General features: G+C 72.1%; 15 protein-coding genes. 9 read left to right on the top strand and 6 right to left on the bottom strand.

The annotated features are described in order from the left end of the window. Positions 1 to 246 precede the first annotated feature (246 nt). Positions 247 to 1,083 carry a class I SAM-dependent methyltransferase gene (locus tag I5Q34_RS17955; protein ID WP_199893300.1) on the bottom strand — a complete coding sequence of 279 codons (837 nt, stop codon included), beginning with the start codon at positions 1,081 to 1,083 and terminating at the stop codon, positions 247 to 249. Positions 1,084 to 1,248: 165 nt separating this feature from the next. Between I5Q34_RS17955 and mshA the strand changes: the two genes are divergently transcribed. Continuing rightward, complete coding sequence (mshA, locus tag I5Q34_RS17950; protein ID WP_199893299.1) at positions 1,249 to 2,583, top strand: D-inositol-3-phosphate glycosyltransferase; 1,335 nt, start codon at positions 1,249 to 1,251, stop codon at positions 2,581 to 2,583. Further along, positions 2,576 to 3,076: a YbjN domain-containing protein gene (locus tag I5Q34_RS17945; RefSeq protein ID WP_199893298.1), complete on the top strand. Its 501-nt coding sequence runs from the start codon at positions 2,576 to 2,578 to the stop codon at positions 3,074 to 3,076. The genes mshA and I5Q34_RS17945 overlap by 8 nt, the downstream gene beginning before the upstream one ends. Before the next feature lie 195 nt (positions 3,077 to 3,271). On the opposite strand, the gene I5Q34_RS17940 is transcribed toward I5Q34_RS17945, so the two are convergent. Continuing rightward, positions 3,272 to 4,492 (bottom strand): MFS transporter, encoded by a 1,221-nt coding sequence (locus I5Q34_RS17940; protein WP_307811693.1) that lies wholly within the window; start codon positions 4,490 to 4,492, stop codon positions 3,272 to 3,274. A gap of 176 nt (positions 4,493 to 4,668) precedes the next feature. On the opposite strand from I5Q34_RS17940, the gene I5Q34_RS17935 reads away from it, so the two are divergent. Further along, positions 4,669 to 5,430, top strand: coding sequence for a phosphoglyceromutase (locus I5Q34_RS17935; RefSeq protein ID WP_199893296.1), 762 nt, complete (start codon positions 4,669 to 4,671; stop codon positions 5,428 to 5,430). Positions 5,431 to 5,746: 316 nt separating this feature from the next. On the opposite strand, the gene phoU is transcribed toward I5Q34_RS17935, so the two are convergent. Continuing rightward, complete coding sequence (gene phoU, locus I5Q34_RS17930; protein WP_199893295.1) at positions 5,747 to 6,436, bottom strand: phosphate signaling complex protein PhoU; 690 nt, start codon at positions 6,434 to 6,436, stop codon at positions 5,747 to 5,749. A 173-nt stretch (positions 6,437 to 6,609) separates the two neighbouring features. On the opposite strand from phoU, the gene I5Q34_RS17925 reads away from it, so the two are divergent. Both I5Q34_RS17925 and I5Q34_RS17920 read left to right on the top strand, forming a co-directional pair. Beyond that, positions 6,610 to 7,842 (top strand): cell wall metabolism sensor histidine kinase WalK, encoded by a 1,233-nt coding sequence (locus tag I5Q34_RS17925; protein ID WP_199893294.1) that lies wholly within the window; start codon positions 6,610 to 6,612, stop codon positions 7,840 to 7,842. Between the two features lie 40 nt (positions 7,843 to 7,882). Further along, positions 7,883 to 8,563 carry a response regulator transcription factor gene (locus I5Q34_RS17920; RefSeq protein ID WP_073757197.1) on the top strand — a complete coding sequence of 227 codons (681 nt, stop codon included), beginning with the start codon at positions 7,883 to 7,885 and terminating at the stop codon, positions 8,561 to 8,563. A gap of 67 nt (positions 8,564 to 8,630) precedes the next feature. On the opposite strand, the gene I5Q34_RS17915 is transcribed toward I5Q34_RS17920, so the two are convergent. Further along, positions 8,631 to 9,329, bottom strand: a complete 699-nt coding sequence (locus I5Q34_RS17915) for a DUF461 domain-containing protein (protein WP_199893293.1) — start codon at positions 9,327 to 9,329, stop codon at positions 8,631 to 8,633. A gap of 544 nt (positions 9,330 to 9,873) precedes the next feature. Between I5Q34_RS17915 and I5Q34_RS17910 the strand changes: the two genes are divergently transcribed. The 4 genes from I5Q34_RS17910 to I5Q34_RS17895 all read left to right on the top strand — a co-directional run bounded on the left by I5Q34_RS17910 (position 9,874) and on the right by I5Q34_RS17895 (position 12,359). Beyond that, positions 9,874 to 10,356 carry a CarD family transcriptional regulator gene (locus I5Q34_RS17910; RefSeq protein WP_003953493.1) on the top strand — a complete coding sequence of 161 codons (483 nt, stop codon included), beginning with the start codon at positions 9,874 to 9,876 and terminating at the stop codon, positions 10,354 to 10,356. Positions 10,357 to 10,653: 297 nt separating this feature from the next. After that, complete coding sequence (ispD, locus tag I5Q34_RS17905) at positions 10,654 to 11,412, top strand: 2-C-methyl-D-erythritol 4-phosphate cytidylyltransferase (protein ID WP_199893292.1); 759 nt, start codon at positions 10,654 to 10,656, stop codon at positions 11,410 to 11,412. Beyond that, positions 11,402 to 11,893: a 2-C-methyl-D-erythritol 2,4-cyclodiphosphate synthase gene (ispF, locus tag I5Q34_RS17900; protein WP_199893400.1), complete on the top strand. Its 492-nt coding sequence runs from the start codon at positions 11,402 to 11,404 to the stop codon at positions 11,891 to 11,893. The genes ispD and ispF overlap by 11 nt, the downstream gene beginning before the upstream one ends. Before the next feature lie 58 nt (positions 11,894 to 11,951). After that, on the top strand, positions 11,952 to 12,359 hold the full coding sequence (locus tag I5Q34_RS17895) for a PPOX class F420-dependent oxidoreductase (protein WP_199893291.1): 408 nt from the start codon (positions 11,952 to 11,954) through the stop codon (positions 12,357 to 12,359). Positions 12,360 to 12,450: 91 nt separating this feature from the next. Here I5Q34_RS17895 and I5Q34_RS17890 read toward each other — a convergent pair whose 3' ends face one another. After that, the gene (locus I5Q34_RS17890) at positions 12,451 to 13,659 is read right to left on the bottom strand and encodes an acyltransferase (RefSeq protein ID WP_199893290.1); all 1,209 of its coding nucleotides are present in this window, start codon (positions 13,657 to 13,659) and stop codon (positions 12,451 to 12,453) included. Between the two features lie 198 nt (positions 13,660 to 13,857). Continuing rightward, positions 13,858 to 14,994: an acyltransferase gene (locus I5Q34_RS17885; RefSeq protein WP_199893289.1), complete on the bottom strand. Its 1,137-nt coding sequence runs from the start codon at positions 14,992 to 14,994 to the stop codon at positions 13,858 to 13,860. Between the last annotated feature and the right edge of the window lie 93 nt (positions 14,995 to 15,087).

Genomic DNA, 15,087 nt, shown 5'->3' with positions numbered 1-15,087 from the left:
GCGCGGAAGCGCGGTGCCGGGCCGAGGGGCGGAGCCCCGGAAGAAACGGTGAAAGGGCGGGGAGGGGCACCCAGCCCGTCTGGGGGCCGCCCCCTCCGGGGAGCTTGAGGACAACCGCCCGGAGGGCGGTTGCCGCCCCCGGCGCGGAGCACCGCCCGCTGCGAGCCGAAGCGCCCCCGGCGCGGAGCACCGGCACAACCAGGCCGCGCCCCGGCGGGAAACGCGAAGGCCCGGCACGGGCCGAGCTCACCACCCCCGAGGCGCCACCGCCCCCCACCGCACCGTGACCTCCCCCTGCCGCCACCGCCTCCGCCCGTCCACCACCGGCCACTCCCCGGCCAGCGACGACACCGCCGTCAGCCACCGCTGCCGCGCCCCGTACGCCGCGTACGGCGCCGCCGCCGCCCACGCCCGGTCGAAGTCCCGCAGGAAGGCGTGCACCGGCTCCCCGGGCACGTTGCGGTGTATGAGCGCCTTCGGGAGGCGCTCGGCCAGGTCCGAGGGGGACCCCAGCGAACCCAGCCGCGCCGCGAAGGTCACCGTCCGCGGCCCTTCCGGCCCCAGCGCCACCCACACGTGGCGCCGCCCTATCTCGTCGCACGTCCCCTCGACCAGCAGCCCGTCCGGCGCGAGGCGCCCGCACAGCCGCTCCCACACGGCCACGACCCCGTCCTCGTCGTACTGCCGCAGCACGTTCGCGGCCCGTATGAGAAGCGGCCGGCGCCCGGTGGGACCGCCCAGCGGCACCTCGAAGCCGCCGTGCGCGAACGTCAGCCCGTCCCGCGCGTACGGCGCGGCGGCCGCGACCCGCTCCGGGTCTATCTCGACGCCGACGACCCGCGCGTCCGCGCGCACGTGCCGCAGCCGCGTCAGCAGCTCGACCGCCGTCCAGGGCGAGGCCCCGTAGCCGAGGTCGACGGCGACGGGGTCGGCGGACCGCCGCAGCGCGGCCCCGTGCGCGTCGGCGATCCAGCGGTCCATGCGGCGCAGCCGGTTCGGATGGGTGGTGCCGCGCGTCGCCGACCCGACGGGCCCGGCGGAGCGGCGGCGCGCATGGGACAGGAGGGAGGAAACGGCGGCCATATCCCGAGCGTAAGCGCTTCCGTTTCCGCCCCGGACCGTGAGGGTTTCATCACTCTTTGGTAAAGGAGGAAATGGCGCCCTGTCGCTTTGTGTTCCAGGGTTGACCTCGAACATGACCGAACATCTGAACGCGCGCCCCCCACAGGCGGACGGAGGACCCGAACGGTGAGCCAGTACGCATCCAGGCTCCGCACCCGTACGAACGGCCCCTTCGCCATCGCCAGGCGCCGGCGCCCGCGCCGCGTCGCGATGCTGAGCGTCCACACCTCGCCGCTGCACCAGCCCGGCACGGGCGACGCGGGCGGCATGAACGTCTACATCGTCGAGCTGGCCGAGCGGCTCGCCGCCCTCGGCATCGAGGTGGAGATCTTCACCCGGGCCACCACCGGCCACCTGCCGCCGGCCGTGGAGCTGTCCCCCGGCGTCCTCGTCCGGCACGTCGACGCGGGCCCGTACGAGGGCCTGGCCAAGGAGGAGCTGCCGGCCCAGCTGTGCGCCTTCACCCACGGCGTGATGCAGGCCTGGGCCAACCACCGGCCGGGCCACTACGACCTCGTCCACTCCCACTACTGGCTGTCCGGGCACGTCGGCTGGCTGGCCGCCGACCGCTGGGGCGTCCCACTGGTGCACGCGATGCACACGATGGCCAAGGTGAAGAACGCGGCGCTGGCGGAGGGCGACACCCCGGAGCCGTCGGCCCGCGTGATCGGCGAGACGCAGATCGTCCGCGCCGCCGACCGGCTGATCGCCAACACCGAGGGCGAGGCCGGCGAGCTGATCCACCACTACGACGCGGCGCCGGAGAAGGTCGCCGTCGTCCACCCCGGCGTCAACCTGGAGCGCTTCAGACCCGCCGACGGCCGGGCCGCCGCCCGCGCCCGCCTGGGCCTGCCGCAGGACGCCCTGATCCCGCTGTTCGCCGGCCGGATCCAGCCGCTGAAGGCGCCGGACGTGCTGCTGCGCGCGGTGGCCGTGCTGCTGGAGAGGCGGCCGGAGCTGCGCCCGCGGCTCGTCGTCCCGGTGGTCGGCGGGCCCAGCGGCAGCGGGCTGGCCCGGCCCGAGGGGCTGCACAAGCTGGCCGCCCGGCTCGGGATCACGGACGTCGTCCGGTTCCGCCCGCCGGTGGACCAGGCCCGCCTGGCGGACTGGTACCGGGCCGCGTCCGTCCTCGTCATGCCCTCGTACAGCGAGTCGTTCGGCCTGGTCGCGGTGGAGGCGCAGGCGAGCGGGACGCCGGTGCTCGCGGCGGCCGTGGGCGGCCTGCCGGTGGCGGTCCGCGACGGCGCGAGCGGCTTCCTCGTCGACGGCCACGACCCGGCGGACTACGCGCGGGTGCTGGAGCGGTTCGCCGACGCGCCGGAGCTGGTGGGGACGATGGGCGCCGCGGCCGCCGCGCACGCCCGCTCCTTCGGCTGGGACGCGGCGGCCCTCGCCACGGCCGAGGTGTACACCGAGGCGATCACCGAACGGCGGCGTCGCCTACGCTCGGCCCATGTCTGACGCGAAGACCATCATCGAACGGACGCTCAGCGAGGCCGCCCTGGAGTGGGAGAACCCGGCCGACGGTTCGTACGTCGTGAAGCTGCCGGGCACCCGCAAACTGTCGACGACCGTGTCCCTGGTCGCCGGCAACCACTCCCTGTCGGTCAACGCCTTCGTCGTGCGCCGCCCCGACGAGAACCACGAGGCGGTGCACCGGTGGCTGCTGGAGCGCAACACCCGCCTGTACGGAGTGGCCTACGCGGTCGACCGGCTCGGCGACATCTACCTCGTCGGCCGCCTGCCGCTGGCCGCCGTGACGCCGGACGAGATCGACCGGATCCTCGGCACCGTGCTGGAGAACGCCGACGGCAGCTTCAACACGCTGCTGGAGATGGGCTTCGCGAGCGCGATCCGCAAGGAGTACGCGTGGCGCACCTCGCGCGGCGAGTCCACGCGGAATCTGGCGGCGTTCACGAGGATCACCGGGGCCGGTGAACCGTCAGGAAGCTGAGCCGGCGGAGCCTGTGGCGGGCTGCCCCTCCGGAGCGGGAGCGGCCTCCGCCGCGGGGAGCCCCTTCGCCGGGGAGCCGAACCGGCGGGTCTGTACGGGGAAGCCCGTACCCGGAAAGCCCGTACCCGGAAAGCCCGTACCCGGAAAGCCCGTACCCGGAAAGCCCGTGGCCGGAAAGCCCGTGGCCGGGCGGCCCTACGGCACGGGAGCGGCCTCCGGCGCGGGCGAACCCTTCGCCGGGGCGTCCCCCGCGGGAAGACGCCCCATCACCACCCAGTAGCCCGCCGCGGCGGCCGCGCCCACCGCCGCGCACGCGGTCCACAGCACGCCCTCGCCGAAGCGGTCGATGACCGCGCCGCCGGACAGCGGCGCGACCAGCGAGCCCAGGCTCCACGCCATCGCGTGCACGCCCTGGTAGCGGCCGCGCGCGTGGACCGGGGCGAGCCGGGCCACGAGCCCCGTCTGGATGGGCGTGCTGATGATCTCCGCCAGGGTCCAGACGGCGATCGTCAGCATGTAGCCGGACATCGACCCGGCCAGGCCGGTGAGCCCGATGCCCGCGCCGGCGAGGAGGCCGGAGAGGGTGAGCAGCCCGCGTGGATCGCGGTGTTCCACGGCGCGGGTGACGGGGATCTGGAGGGCGACGATCAGGATGCCGTTGACGGCCATCGCCATGCCGTAGTCGCCGCTGGAGAGCCCGCTGCGGCCCATCGCCACCGGCAGGGCCACCGAGGACTGCTGGAAGAGCAGGGCGAGCAGGAACGCCAGGGCGGTGACGGCCATGAACCGGCCGTCGAGCAGCACGGCCCCCAGCCCCACGGCCGGCCGCCCGCCGTCCTCCGCCGCCCCGGCCGCCGGCTCGGGCCGCGACTCGGGGATCTTGAAGAAGCAGAGCAGGGCGCAGGCCAGCGCCATGACGGCCTCGCCGAGGAAGCCGGCCAGGTAGCTGTACTGGGCGACGAGCCCGGCCATTACCGCGGAGAGCGCGTAACCCAGGTTGATCGCCCAGTAGTTGATGGCGAACGCCCGCAGACGGTCCTCGGGCCGGACGATGTCCGCCAGCATCGCCGTCACGGCCGGCCGCGAGGAGTTGCTCGCCACGCCGACCAGGAAGGCCACGCCCGCGATGGTCACCGGGTCGTGCATGAACCCCAGCAGCGCCACCGAGGCCGAGGTGCCCAGCTGGGCCGCGAGCAGGGTCGGCCGGCGGCCGAGCCGGTCGGTCAGCACCCCGGCCCCGAGCGAGCCGATCACCCCGCCGAGCCCGTGCAGCGCGGCGACGAGCCCGGCGTACGAGGGGGAGTGCCCCTGCTCGACGGTGAGGTAGAGCGCCAAAAACACGGAAACGAACGAACCCAGCCGGTTGACCAGCGTCGATGCCCACAGCCACCAGAACTCCCGGGGCAGCCCCGCCACGCTCTCCCTCGCCGCCCTGCCCGCCCGCGCCAGCACGCACGTACCCCCGTCATGTAAGCGGCTCAACCGTGATGGGCAGCTTACGGCCGTTGGGCATGGGCACGCCATCGAATAGCGGTTCCTTGTCAGCTCACGGGGTGCGCACCCGCCCCGCGCGGTCGATTACGCTCAAGGGCATGGCCGACGCACCGTACAAGCTCATCCTCCTCCGCCACGGCGAGAGCGAGTGGAACGCGAAGAACCTGTTCACCGGCTGGGTGGACGTCAACCTCAACGAGAAGGGCGAGAAGGAGGCTGTCCGCGGCGGCGAGCTGCTCAAGGACGCCGGCCTGCTCCCGGACGTGGTCCACACCTCCCTCCAGAAGCGCGCCATCCGCACCGCGCAGCTGGCCCTGGAGTCCGCCGACCGCCACTGGATCCCCGTGCACCGCTCCTGGCGGCTGAACGAGCGCCACTACGGCGCTCTCCAGGGCAAGGACAAGGCCCAGACCCTGGCCGAGTTCGGCGAGGAGCAGTTCATGCTCTGGCGCCGTTCCTACGACACCCCGCCGCCGGCCCTCGAGGACGGCGCCGAGTGGTCGCAGAGCGCCGACCCGCGCTACGCCTCCATCCCGCCGGAGCTGCGCCCGCGCACCGAGTGCCTCAAGGACGTCGTCGTCCGCATGCTGCCGTACTGGTACGACGGCATCGTCCCCGACCTGCTCGCCGGCCGCACCGTCCTGGTCGCCGCCCACGGCAACTCGCTGCGCGCCCTGGTCAAGCACCTGGACGGCGTCTCCGACGCCGACATCGCGGGCCTGAACATCCCCACCGGCATCCCGCTCGCCTACGAGCTGGACGCCGACTTCCGCCCGGTCACCCCCGGCGGCACCTACCTCGACCCGGAGGCCGCCAAGGCCGCCATCGAGGCCGTGAAGAACCAGGGCAAGAAGAAGTAACCGCCCCTTGCCGACGAGAAGGCCCCCGGCCGGTGAGCACACCGACCGGGGGCCCTTCCCGTGAGTGACGTGGGCGCTCCGTCAGCCGCAGCTCCCGCCGCACTGGCAGGATCCACCGCTCTGGCAACCGCAAGTGCACCCGGGGCCACACGTGCATCCGCTCATCCGGAACCTCCTCAAGGGTTCGGGTTTGCAGGGGTCGGGTTTGCCTTCGCTCCCACTCAACGCCTGCGCGCGTCGGCAGTCAATCCGTTCTTTGGACGTATGTTTCAGCGTGCACCGGGCGCGTTGGGGCACGGGGAGGTGAGCGGGGCGCTCAGTGCGCCTCCCCGGCGTCGCCCTGTCCGGAGGACTGGTGGAGCTCGTCCGCGTGCTCGCCGGTGACGAGGTAGACGACGCGCTTGGCGACCGAGACGGCGTGGTCGGCGAAGCGCTCGTAGTAGCGGCCCAGCAGCGTCACGTCCACCGCCGTCTCGATGCCGTGCTGCCAGCGGTCGTCCATCAGGTGCTGGAAGAGCGCGCGGTGCAGCAGGTCCATCGCGTCGTCGTCCTGCTCCAGCTGGAGCGCGAGGTCGACGTCCTTGGTGATCAGCACCTCGCCGGCCTTGGCCATCAGCCGCTGGGCGAGCTGGCCCATCTCCAGCACCGTGGAGTGCAGGTCGCGCGGGACCGCCGTCTCCGGGAAGCGCAGCCGGGCCAGCTTCGCCACGTGCTGCGCGAGGTCGCCGGACCGCTCCAGGTCGGCGCTCATCCGCAGCGAGGTCACCACGATCCGCAGGTCGGTGGCGACCGGCTGCTGCCGGGCCAGCAGGGCGATGGCCCGCGCCTCCAGGTCCCGCTGGAGGTCGTCCACCTTCGCGTCGCCGGCGATCACCGCCTCGGCGAGCTTGAGGTCCGCGTCCAGGATCGCCGTGGTGGCGCGCCCGATCGCGGAGCCCACGAGCCGGGCCATCTCGACCAGCCCGTCACCTATCGAATCCAGCTCCTCGTGGTACGCGTCCCGCATCGTCCGTCCTTCTCTCACCTCGGGGTAGGGCTCCACCTTCCGGCCGGAACGCGACGGATATCGACCCCCCGAGTGAACCATCGCCGACCTGAAGGTGAACTCTCGGCAACGTGTGTTCGAGCCGCCCCCCATTTGGCTGTGGGCCTGTCCGTGGGCCCGCATAACCTGGAGCCATGAACGTGGACGCGGCGGTCGCCGCAGCGGCAGCGCTCGCCGGGCTGTGCACCGGCGTGATCGCCATGCTCGCGTTCCGCTGGAGCGAGCGCGACCAGGCCCGCCCCACCCGGAGCTCCCTGCACACCGACGCGGTCCTCCCGCCCGGCGTGGACACCGTGCTCTCCGTCCTGCGCTCCTCGGCCGTCGTGCTCGACGAGGGCGACGCCGTGGTCAAGGCCAGCTCGGCGGCGTACGCCCTGGGCCTGGTGCGCGGCGGGAAGCTCGCCGTCGAGCCGATGCTCCAGATGGCCCGCGACACCCGGCGCGACGGCGAGATACGCCAGGTCGAGCTCGACCTCCCGCGGCGCGGCACCGGCCGCGGCGAGGCGCTCGCGGTCTCCGCCCGCGTCGCGCCGCTGGGCTCGCGCCTGGTCCTGCTGCTGGTGGAGGACCTCACCGAGGCCCGCCGCATCGAGGCCGTGCGCCGCGACTTCGTGGCCAACGTCAGCCACGAGCTCAAGACCCCGGTCGGCGCCCTGTCGCTGCTCTCCGAGGCGGTGATGGACGCCAGCGACGACCCCGAGGCCGTCACCCGCTTCGCCGGCCGGATGCAGATCGAGGCCACCCGGCTGACCAACCTCGTCCAGGAGCTCATCGACCTCTCCCGGGTGCAGAACGACGACCCGCTGGAGGACGCCGAGCCGGTGGCCGTCGAGGAGCTCGTCGCCGAGGCCGTCGACCGCTGCCGCCACCAGGCCGGCACCAAGCAGATCACGATGGCCTCCGGAGGCGTCGCCGGCCTGCACGTCTGGGGCAACCGCGGCCAGCTCGCCGCCGCCCTCGGCAACCTCGTCGAGAACGCCGTGAACTACAGCCCCGCCCGCACCCGCGTCGGCATCGCCGCCCGCCGGGTGGCCGCCCCCGGCGGCGACCTCATCGAGATCGCCGTGACCGACCAGGGCATCGGCATCTCCGAGAAGGACCGCGAGCGCGTCTTCGAGCGCTTCTACCGCGTGGACCCGGCCCGCTCCCGCGCCACCGGCGGCACCGGCCTCGGTCTGTCGATCGTCAAGCACGTGGCCGCCTCGCACGGCGGGGAGGTCACGGTCTGGAGCGCCGAGGGCCAGGGCTCCACCTTCACCCTCCGCCTGCCCGAGGCCGGCCTGGTCCGCGACCGCCACCGCGTCCGGCCCGTCACCGGCGACGACCGCCTCGACACCGGCCTCCCCTCCCGGGAGGTCCTCCCGTGACCCCCATGAGCCAGCCCGAGACCCCACCGGAGGTCATCCCGTGACCCGAGTGCTCGTCGTCGAGGACGAGGAGTCCTTCAGCGACGCTTTGTCCTACATGCTCCGCAAGGAGGGGTTCGAGGTCGCCGTCGCGGCCACCGGCCCCGAGGGCCTGGACGAGTTCGAACGCAACGGCGCCGACCTCGTCCTGCTCGACCTGATGCTGCCGGGCCTGCCCGGCACCGAGGTCTGCCGGCAACTGCGCGGCCGCTCCAACGTGCCCGTCATCATGGTCACCGCCAAGGACAGCGAGATCGACAAGGTCGTCGGCCTGGAGATAGGAGCCGACGACTACGTCACCAAGCCCTTCTCCTCGCGCGAACTGGTCGCCCGCATCCGCGCGGTGCTGCGCCGCAGAGGCGAGCCGGAGGAGGTCGCCCCCGCCGCCCTGGAGGCCGGCCCGGTCCGGATGGACGTGGACCGCCACGTGGTCACCGTCGCCGGCGGCAAGGTGGACCTGCCGCTGAAGGAGTTCGACCTGCTGGAGATGCTGCTGCGCAACGCGGGCCGGGTGCTGACCCGCATGCAGCTGATCGACCGCGTCTGGGGCGCGGACTACGTGGGCGACACCAAGACGCTCGACGTCCACGTCAAGCGCCTGCGCGCCAAGATCGAGCCGGACCCGGGGGCCCCGCGCTACCTGGTGACGGTGCGCGGCCTCGGCTACAAGTTCGAGCCGTAGGCCGGCCCGGAGGGGCACACGCGGGAGGGCCGGAAGCCCGAGGCTTCCGGCCCTCCCGCGTGCCCGGTCAGCGACCGGCGTCCGGCGTGGCCGTGGCCTGCCGGTTCTTCTCGTTCTTCTTGGCGTCCTTCTCGCCGGCGTCCTTCTCGCCCTTCTTCTCCTCGGCCTTGCCGGTGGAGAGGGTGGAGGCGGGAGTGGAGGCCGAGGAGCCCGGCTTGCCCTGCTGGCCGTTCTTGGCCGGCGCGGACGGGGCCTCGCTGGGACCCCACTCCTTGAAGTAGCTCGTCGCGGGCACGACGAAGGCGCCGATCCGGACGTCGCCGGTCTTGCTGAAGGTGAAGGACAGCTGCTGCTGCTCACCGTCCTTGATGCTCTCGCGGCCGTCGGGCAGGACCGCGGAGGCGTTGCCCTTGCCGCCGAGCGTCAGGGAGCCACCCGCCGGGACGACGACCGGACCGGAGCCCTTGGGGCTGGAGAGGCGCACGGCGACGTTCTTGCCCGGCAGCTTGACCGCGTTGAGCGTCTGGTCCTTGTCGCCGTTGTTGAAGAGCTGGCCGGTGATCACGGCCGGGCCCTTGGCGTCGAGCTCCGGCTGGGTGATCACATTGATGTTCTGGAGCTTGATGTCACCCACCGCGACTGCGGCGTTGTCCGGCTTGACCTCGAGCGTCTGTGCGTCGTTCCCCGCCCCACAGGCGGAGAGCGTGGCGATCGAGAGCGCGAGGACGGTGGCGGCGAGAGCGCCGCGTCGAAGGCTGCTGCTCACGGCGGCGGCATCTCCTTGGACGAAGTAAGAGGTGTGTCAGCGCGCTTAGGTTACCGAGCCGTCCGACGGGCCCCGCACCCGACCCGCCCCTCAAGGTCCACTCGGCCCCCGAGGGGACTGCGACCGGCTTATAAGAGGACTCGCCGAAGACCCGTCCGGGCGGATTATCGGTAAGGAATGCGGGACCCAAGGGGAGCGAGTTACGGAATTGATCAAGTTCGGCTTGATCAATTCCGTAATCCGCGCACAGAAGGCACGCCGATGGTTCGTCCGCCCCGAACGGAGTACGGGAAGTGCGCCGACCGGACCCCGGCAAAACGGGACGTTCGACCGCTCGCGAGGCTCCTCCGGTACGTGTAACGTGCTCGTTTCACTTCCCCCGGACAACCGCTCCCACCTGCGAATACCCGCTTCCGGAACCCTCCCGCAGCACGTCCCGGCCGCTGTTGTCAAGCCCCGAGATATGCCCTGACCTGCGGAAACGCCATTCAGAACGCGCAGTTCCCGTGTTAGACTGGATAGCCACGGAAGGGGTACCTGTCACATGACGTTCAAGGTTGGCGACACCGTGGTCTATCCCCATCACGGGGCCGCGCTGATCGAGGCCATCGAAACTCGCCAGATCAAAGGCGTGGACAAGACCTACTTGGTGCTGAAGGTCGCCCAGGGTGACCTGACGGTTCGGGTGCCGGCGGACAATGCCGAGTTCGTCGGTGTGCGCGATGTGGTCGGCCAGGACGGGCTCGACCGGGTCTTCGAGGTGCTCCGCGCGCCGTACGCCGAAGAGCCGACGAACTGGTCCCGCCGCTACAAGGCGAACCTGGAGAAGCTGGCGTCCGGCGATGTGATCAAGGTCGCCGAAGTGGTCCGCGACCTGTGGCGCCGTGAGCGCGAGCGCGGCCTGTCCGCCGGCGAGAAGCGCATGCTGGCCAAGGCCCGCCAGATCCTGGTGAGCGAGCTGGCCCTCGCGGAGAACACCAACGAGGACAAGGCCGAGGCCCTGCTCGACGAGGTCCTCGCCTCCTGACGTACCCCTGCCCGGCCTCGCCGTCCCCATCCCGGACGCGCCGAGCCGGACGGTGAACGCAGCCAGACGCAGAACTGCCGCGGTGCCCGTGCGATGACGAACGTCATCCGACGGGCGCTGCGGCATCTCTGCACCGGCGGCGCCGGTGTCGTGCACCCGGGCGGCCCTGCCCGAGACCAGTCGTCACGGAAGGGGCTGGTCACGGCGGAGCGCCGGGCACCCCCCGAGCTCCAGGAGCAGGGGGCACCCCAGGCCATACCCAATCCGGCCGAGGAAGCAAACCTGAACGCCAACGCAATGTCTGATCGAGCCACTGTTGCGACGACCGCGCGGACCGCGGCGGTCATTCCCGCGGCCGGCCGGGGCGTCCGGCTCGGCCCCGGTGCGCCCAAGGCGCTGCGCACCCTCGGCGGCACCCCCATGCTCGTCCACGCGGTCCGGGCCATGGCGGCCTCCCGCGCGGTCTCGCTGGTCGTCGTCGTGGCCCCGCCGGACGACGAGGCCGGGGTGCGGGCCCTGCTGGACGAGTTCCCGCTCGCCGGCGACCGGACCGAGGTGCTGGTCGTCCCCGGCGGCGCCACCCGCCAGGAGTCCGTGGGCCTGGGCCTGCGGGCGCTGCCCGGGGACGTCGGTGTGGTCCTCGTCCACGACGCGGCCCGTCCCCTCGTCCCGGTCGACACGGTCGACGCCGTCGTCGCGGCCGTGCGCGAGGGTTCCCCCGCCGTGGTGCCCGCCCTGCCGCTGGCCGACACCGTCAAGCGGGTCGAGCCGCGCGAGGACGGGCCCGAGCCTGTCGTCGCCACCCCCGAGCGCGCGCTGCTGCGTGCCGTGCAGACCCCGCAGGGCTTCGAGCGCCGCACGCTCGACGAGGCCCACCGGCGGTTCGAGGGCGCGCCGGGCGAGGGCGCCACCGACGACGCGGGGATGGTCGAGCGGCTCGGCGTGCCCGTGGTCGTCGTCCCCGGCCACGAGGAGGCCTTCAAGGTGACCAGGCCGCTGGACCTGGTGCTGGCCGAGGCAGTGATCGCCCGCAGGAGGGCCAATGATGGTTTTTGACGCGCCCCTGCCGCTGGTCGGCATCGGCACCGATGTGCACGCCTTCGAGGAGGGCCGCGAGCTGTGGTGCGCGGGCCTGCTCTGGGAGGACGCGGGGTACGGCCTCGCCGGGCACTCCGACGGCGATGTGGCCGCGCACGCGGCGTGCGACGCGCTGTTCTCCGCGGCGGGGGTCGGCGACCTCGGGGCGCACTTCGGCACCGGGCGGCCCGAGTGGGCCGGTGCCTCCGGCGTCACCCTGCTGGCCGAGGCCGCCCGGATCGTCCGGGCCGAGGGCTTCGAGATCGGCAACGTCGGGATCCAGGTGATCGGCGTCCGCCCGAAGATCGGCAAGCGGCGGGCGGAGGCGCAGGAGGTGCTGTCCGCGGCGGTCGGCGCGCCCGTGCACGTCTCCGGGACGACGACGGACGGCCTCGGGCTCACCGGGCGTGCGGAGGGGCTCGCCGCGATCGCCACGGCGCTGGTCGTTCCCCGGCGCTGAACCCGCGGCGCGGATACGGTGGATCGAAGATCCGTCGTCTCCACGGAAGGACCCCGCCGTGTCCGCCGAACTCTCCGACGACCTGAAGCAGTACCTCGACGACAACCCCGCCTTTGTCACGATCGCGACCGTCCAGCCCGACGGGAGTCCGCAGCTGTCGGTCACGTGGATCAAGCGGGACGGTGACGACCTGCTGATCTCCACGACGGTCGGGCGCCGCAAGGAGCGGAACCTGCGGCGGGACCCGCGGGTGACCGTGCTGGTGAACCCGCCCAACGCGCCGTACACCTACGCCGAGGTGCGCGGCGTCGCGACGGTCACCACCGAGGGCGGGCCGGAGCTGATCGACGAGCTCTCGCGGAAGTACACGGGCAAGGATTACGCGGACTTCAACCCGGCGGCGGGGGAGGACGCGCAGCGGGTCGTCGTACGGATCGCTCCGCGGAGGGTGGTGGGGTCGCTGTAGGGGGCTTCGCCCCCTGGCCCCCCGAAACCGCGCTTCGCGCGGTCATCCTCAAACGCCGGACGGGCTGAATCAGCCCGTCCGGCGCTTTGCGTCACGCTCCCGGCTCCGCCGGTTCGTACTGCTTGTTGTGGTTGCGGGGTTCCTGGAGGACCGGGAGGGTGTCCTTCGGCTCCGGCTTGCGGAGTACCGCCGCCGGCGCGGGCGCCGACTCGCGGCGGACCTCCTCCATGCCGCGCTGCAGCGCGCGCCGCATCCGCTTGCCCAGTGGGCGTTCGACGTACCGCTGGATCAGCCAGGCAGCCAGCAGCATCGCCGCGATCAGGCCGCCGACGAGCGGGTACGGCGGGACGTGCTCGCGCAGGCCGTGGATGACGGTCATGCCGATGTACTGGTGGATCAGGTACAGCGGGAAGGTCAGCGCGCCCGCCGTCGTCAGCCAGCGCCACTGGATCCGGTTGAAGTACCCCAGCGCGATCAGCGCCATGATCACGAACGCCGCGACCACTATCACCTTGGCGGGCAGCGTCGGGATGCCGGCGTTGGTGTTGTCGGCGACCCGCTTGGGCACCCCGTGCAGGGCGATCAGCAGCGACATCCCGACGATGCCCCACAGCAGCGCGGTCGGCTTGAAACGGTGCATCAGGTAGAAGGCGATGCCCGCGACGAAGTAGGGCGTGTAGAGCGGCATCGCCCACATCTCGAGCAGCTTGCTGTCCGACTTGGGGACTATGACCGCGGCCAGCGTCCACAGGCCGCAGAAGAGCACGCACTTGCGGTACGTGACGCCGGTGGCCACCACGATCGCGAAGAGCACGTAGAACTTGAGCTCGATGAAGAGCGTCCAGTAGACGCCGTCCACGTCCCAGACCCCGAAGGCCTCCTGGACCATCGTGAGGTTGGTGAAGACGACGTCCATGCCCTCCACGCTGCGCACCTGCGGCCACAGCGTGATGACGCCCGCGGTCAGGAAGATCGCGAACCAGTAGGCGGGATAGATCCGCGAGACCCGGGAGACCACGTAGTCGCCCAGCGACCGGCCCCAGGCGCTCATGCAGATGACGAAGCCGCTGATCAGGAAGAAGACCTCGACGCCGATCCAGCCGTAGCGGGTGGCCGTGCGCAGGACCGGGAAGACCTCGTCGGGATTCTGTCCCCAGCCGCCGCGCAGGGCGGTGTAGTGGAAGACCACGACCATGAGGGCCGCCACGATGCGTAGACCGTCCAGGACAACGAGTCTGGGTGCCTGCCGCCGGGCGGTCGCCGGGCTGCCGTCGGGGCCACCTCGCCGGGCGAAGCGCATGTCGTCCTCTTCCGTGACTTGTCGGATCGTCGTACGTAGTGGGGGTGTGCGGGAATGCTGACACAGGGGGTGGCCGGATGACCGTGACAGTGGTCTCCTGTCCCTGTTTTTCTCCACCGTCTCCCCTGGATGGTGGTACTCATCCGTGCCCTTTCATGACCGTCCGGTGTCCATGGGATGTCCGTACGGTGCGGGCGGTCAGCCGGTTCCGATGGCGGCCGTCGCCCGCCGCAGCCCGTCGCGGACCCTGCGGGCCAGCGGGCGCTCGATCCCCACGTGCACCAGCCGGGCGGCCACCAGCATCGCCACCACCAGGACGGGCAGCAGTACGTGGGCCGGCACCCGGCCGTCCACACGCTTGATGAGCACCCAGCCGACGCGCTCGTGGAGCAGATAGAGCGGATATGTGAGCGCCCCGGCGGTGGACAGCCAACGCCAGTCGAGCCGCCGTGTCCAGCCCAGGGCCACGGCGGACATCGCGGAGAAGAAGACGACGAGCAGCAGCAGGGTCGGCCAGTGCGGCACCCGGTGGCCCATGTGGGACTCGGCCCTGGCCTGGGCGGCCACCAGGTCGTGCTGCGCGATCAGCAGCGACGTCCCGACGATGCCCCACAGCAGCGCGTTCGGCCCGAAGCGGTGCATCAGGTAGAAGGCGATGCCCGCGACGAAGTACCAGCAGTCGTAGGGGAGCAGGACCTCCCGCAGGACGTCGTCGCCGGTCGCGCGGGCGACGAGCGCTCCGCACGCCCACAGGCCGCAGAAGGCCAGCACCCGCCGGTAGGTGAGGCCGGCCGCGACGACCAGGGCGAAGAGGAGGTAGAAGCGGACCTCGATCCACAGGGTCCAGTAGACGCCGTCGACGGGTTCCACCCCCAGGGGTTCCTGGAGCATCGTGAGGTTGACGGCGACCTCCCGCAGGGAGGGGGCCGAGTTGACCGTCGGCCACCGCCGCACGACGAGGGCCACCAGCAGCACCGCGAACCAGTAGGCCGGCAGCAGCCGGGCGGCGCGCGAGGCGGCGAACTCCCCGACGCTCCTGCCCCAGCCGCTCATGCAGATGACGAACCCGCTGATCAGGAAGAACAGCTGGACGCCCAGCCAGCCGTAGGAGGCCGGCAGATGGGCCGTGGGGAAGACGGCGCGGGCCGGGGCGTCCCAGGCGCCGCTGCCGAAGGCGATCCAGTGGTAGGCGACCACCATCAGCGCCGCGCACAGCCGCAGCCCGTCCAGGGCGGCGACCCTGCCCGCCCGTCCGCCCGGCGACGGCGGCGGGGCGTGCGGCGCGGTCCGTGGGGGTTCCGAGTGCTCCTGCTGTGGCGGCAGAGTGGAGTGCAACGCCCCTCCTGGTGTCCGCGGCGCCCGCCTGTCCCGAGGTGTGCCCGGGAAGCTATCACGCGGAATTGTATTTTTGCCGCAAAACATTAAATA

The organism is Streptomyces sp. AV19 (genome assembly GCF_015999245.1).
Lineage (GTDB): Bacteria > Actinomycetota > Actinomycetes > Streptomycetales > Streptomycetaceae > Streptomyces.
This window is presented reverse-complemented; position numbering and strand designations above follow the sequence as displayed.

Coding starts and splice junctions, on each gene's coding strand:
- I5Q34_RS17935 (WP_199893296.1), top strand. CDS start 4,669: ATGGCCGACGCACCGTACAAGCTCATCCTCCTCCGCCACGGCGAGAGC.
- ispD (WP_199893292.1), top strand. CDS start 10,654: ATGTCTGATCGAGCCACTGTTGCGACGACCGCGCGGACCGCGGCGGTC.
- phoU (WP_199893295.1), bottom strand. CDS start 6,436: ATGCGGGACGCGTACCACGAGGAGCTGGATTCGATAGGTGACGGGCTG.
- I5Q34_RS17910 (WP_003953493.1), top strand. CDS start 9,874: ATGACGTTCAAGGTTGGCGACACCGTGGTCTATCCCCATCACGGGGCC.
- I5Q34_RS17890 (WP_199893290.1), bottom strand. CDS start 13,659: ATGCGCTTCGCCCGGCGAGGTGGCCCCGACGGCAGCCCGGCGACCGCC.
- ispF (WP_199893400.1), top strand. CDS start 11,402: ATGGTTTTTGACGCGCCCCTGCCGCTGGTCGGCATCGGCACCGATGTG.
- I5Q34_RS17925 (WP_199893294.1), top strand. CDS start 6,610: ATGAACGTGGACGCGGCGGTCGCCGCAGCGGCAGCGCTCGCCGGGCTG.
- I5Q34_RS17955 (WP_199893300.1), bottom strand. CDS start 1,083: ATGGCCGCCGTTTCCTCCCTCCTGTCCCATGCGCGCCGCCGCTCCGCC.
- I5Q34_RS17945 (WP_199893298.1), top strand. CDS start 2,576: ATGTCTGACGCGAAGACCATCATCGAACGGACGCTCAGCGAGGCCGCC.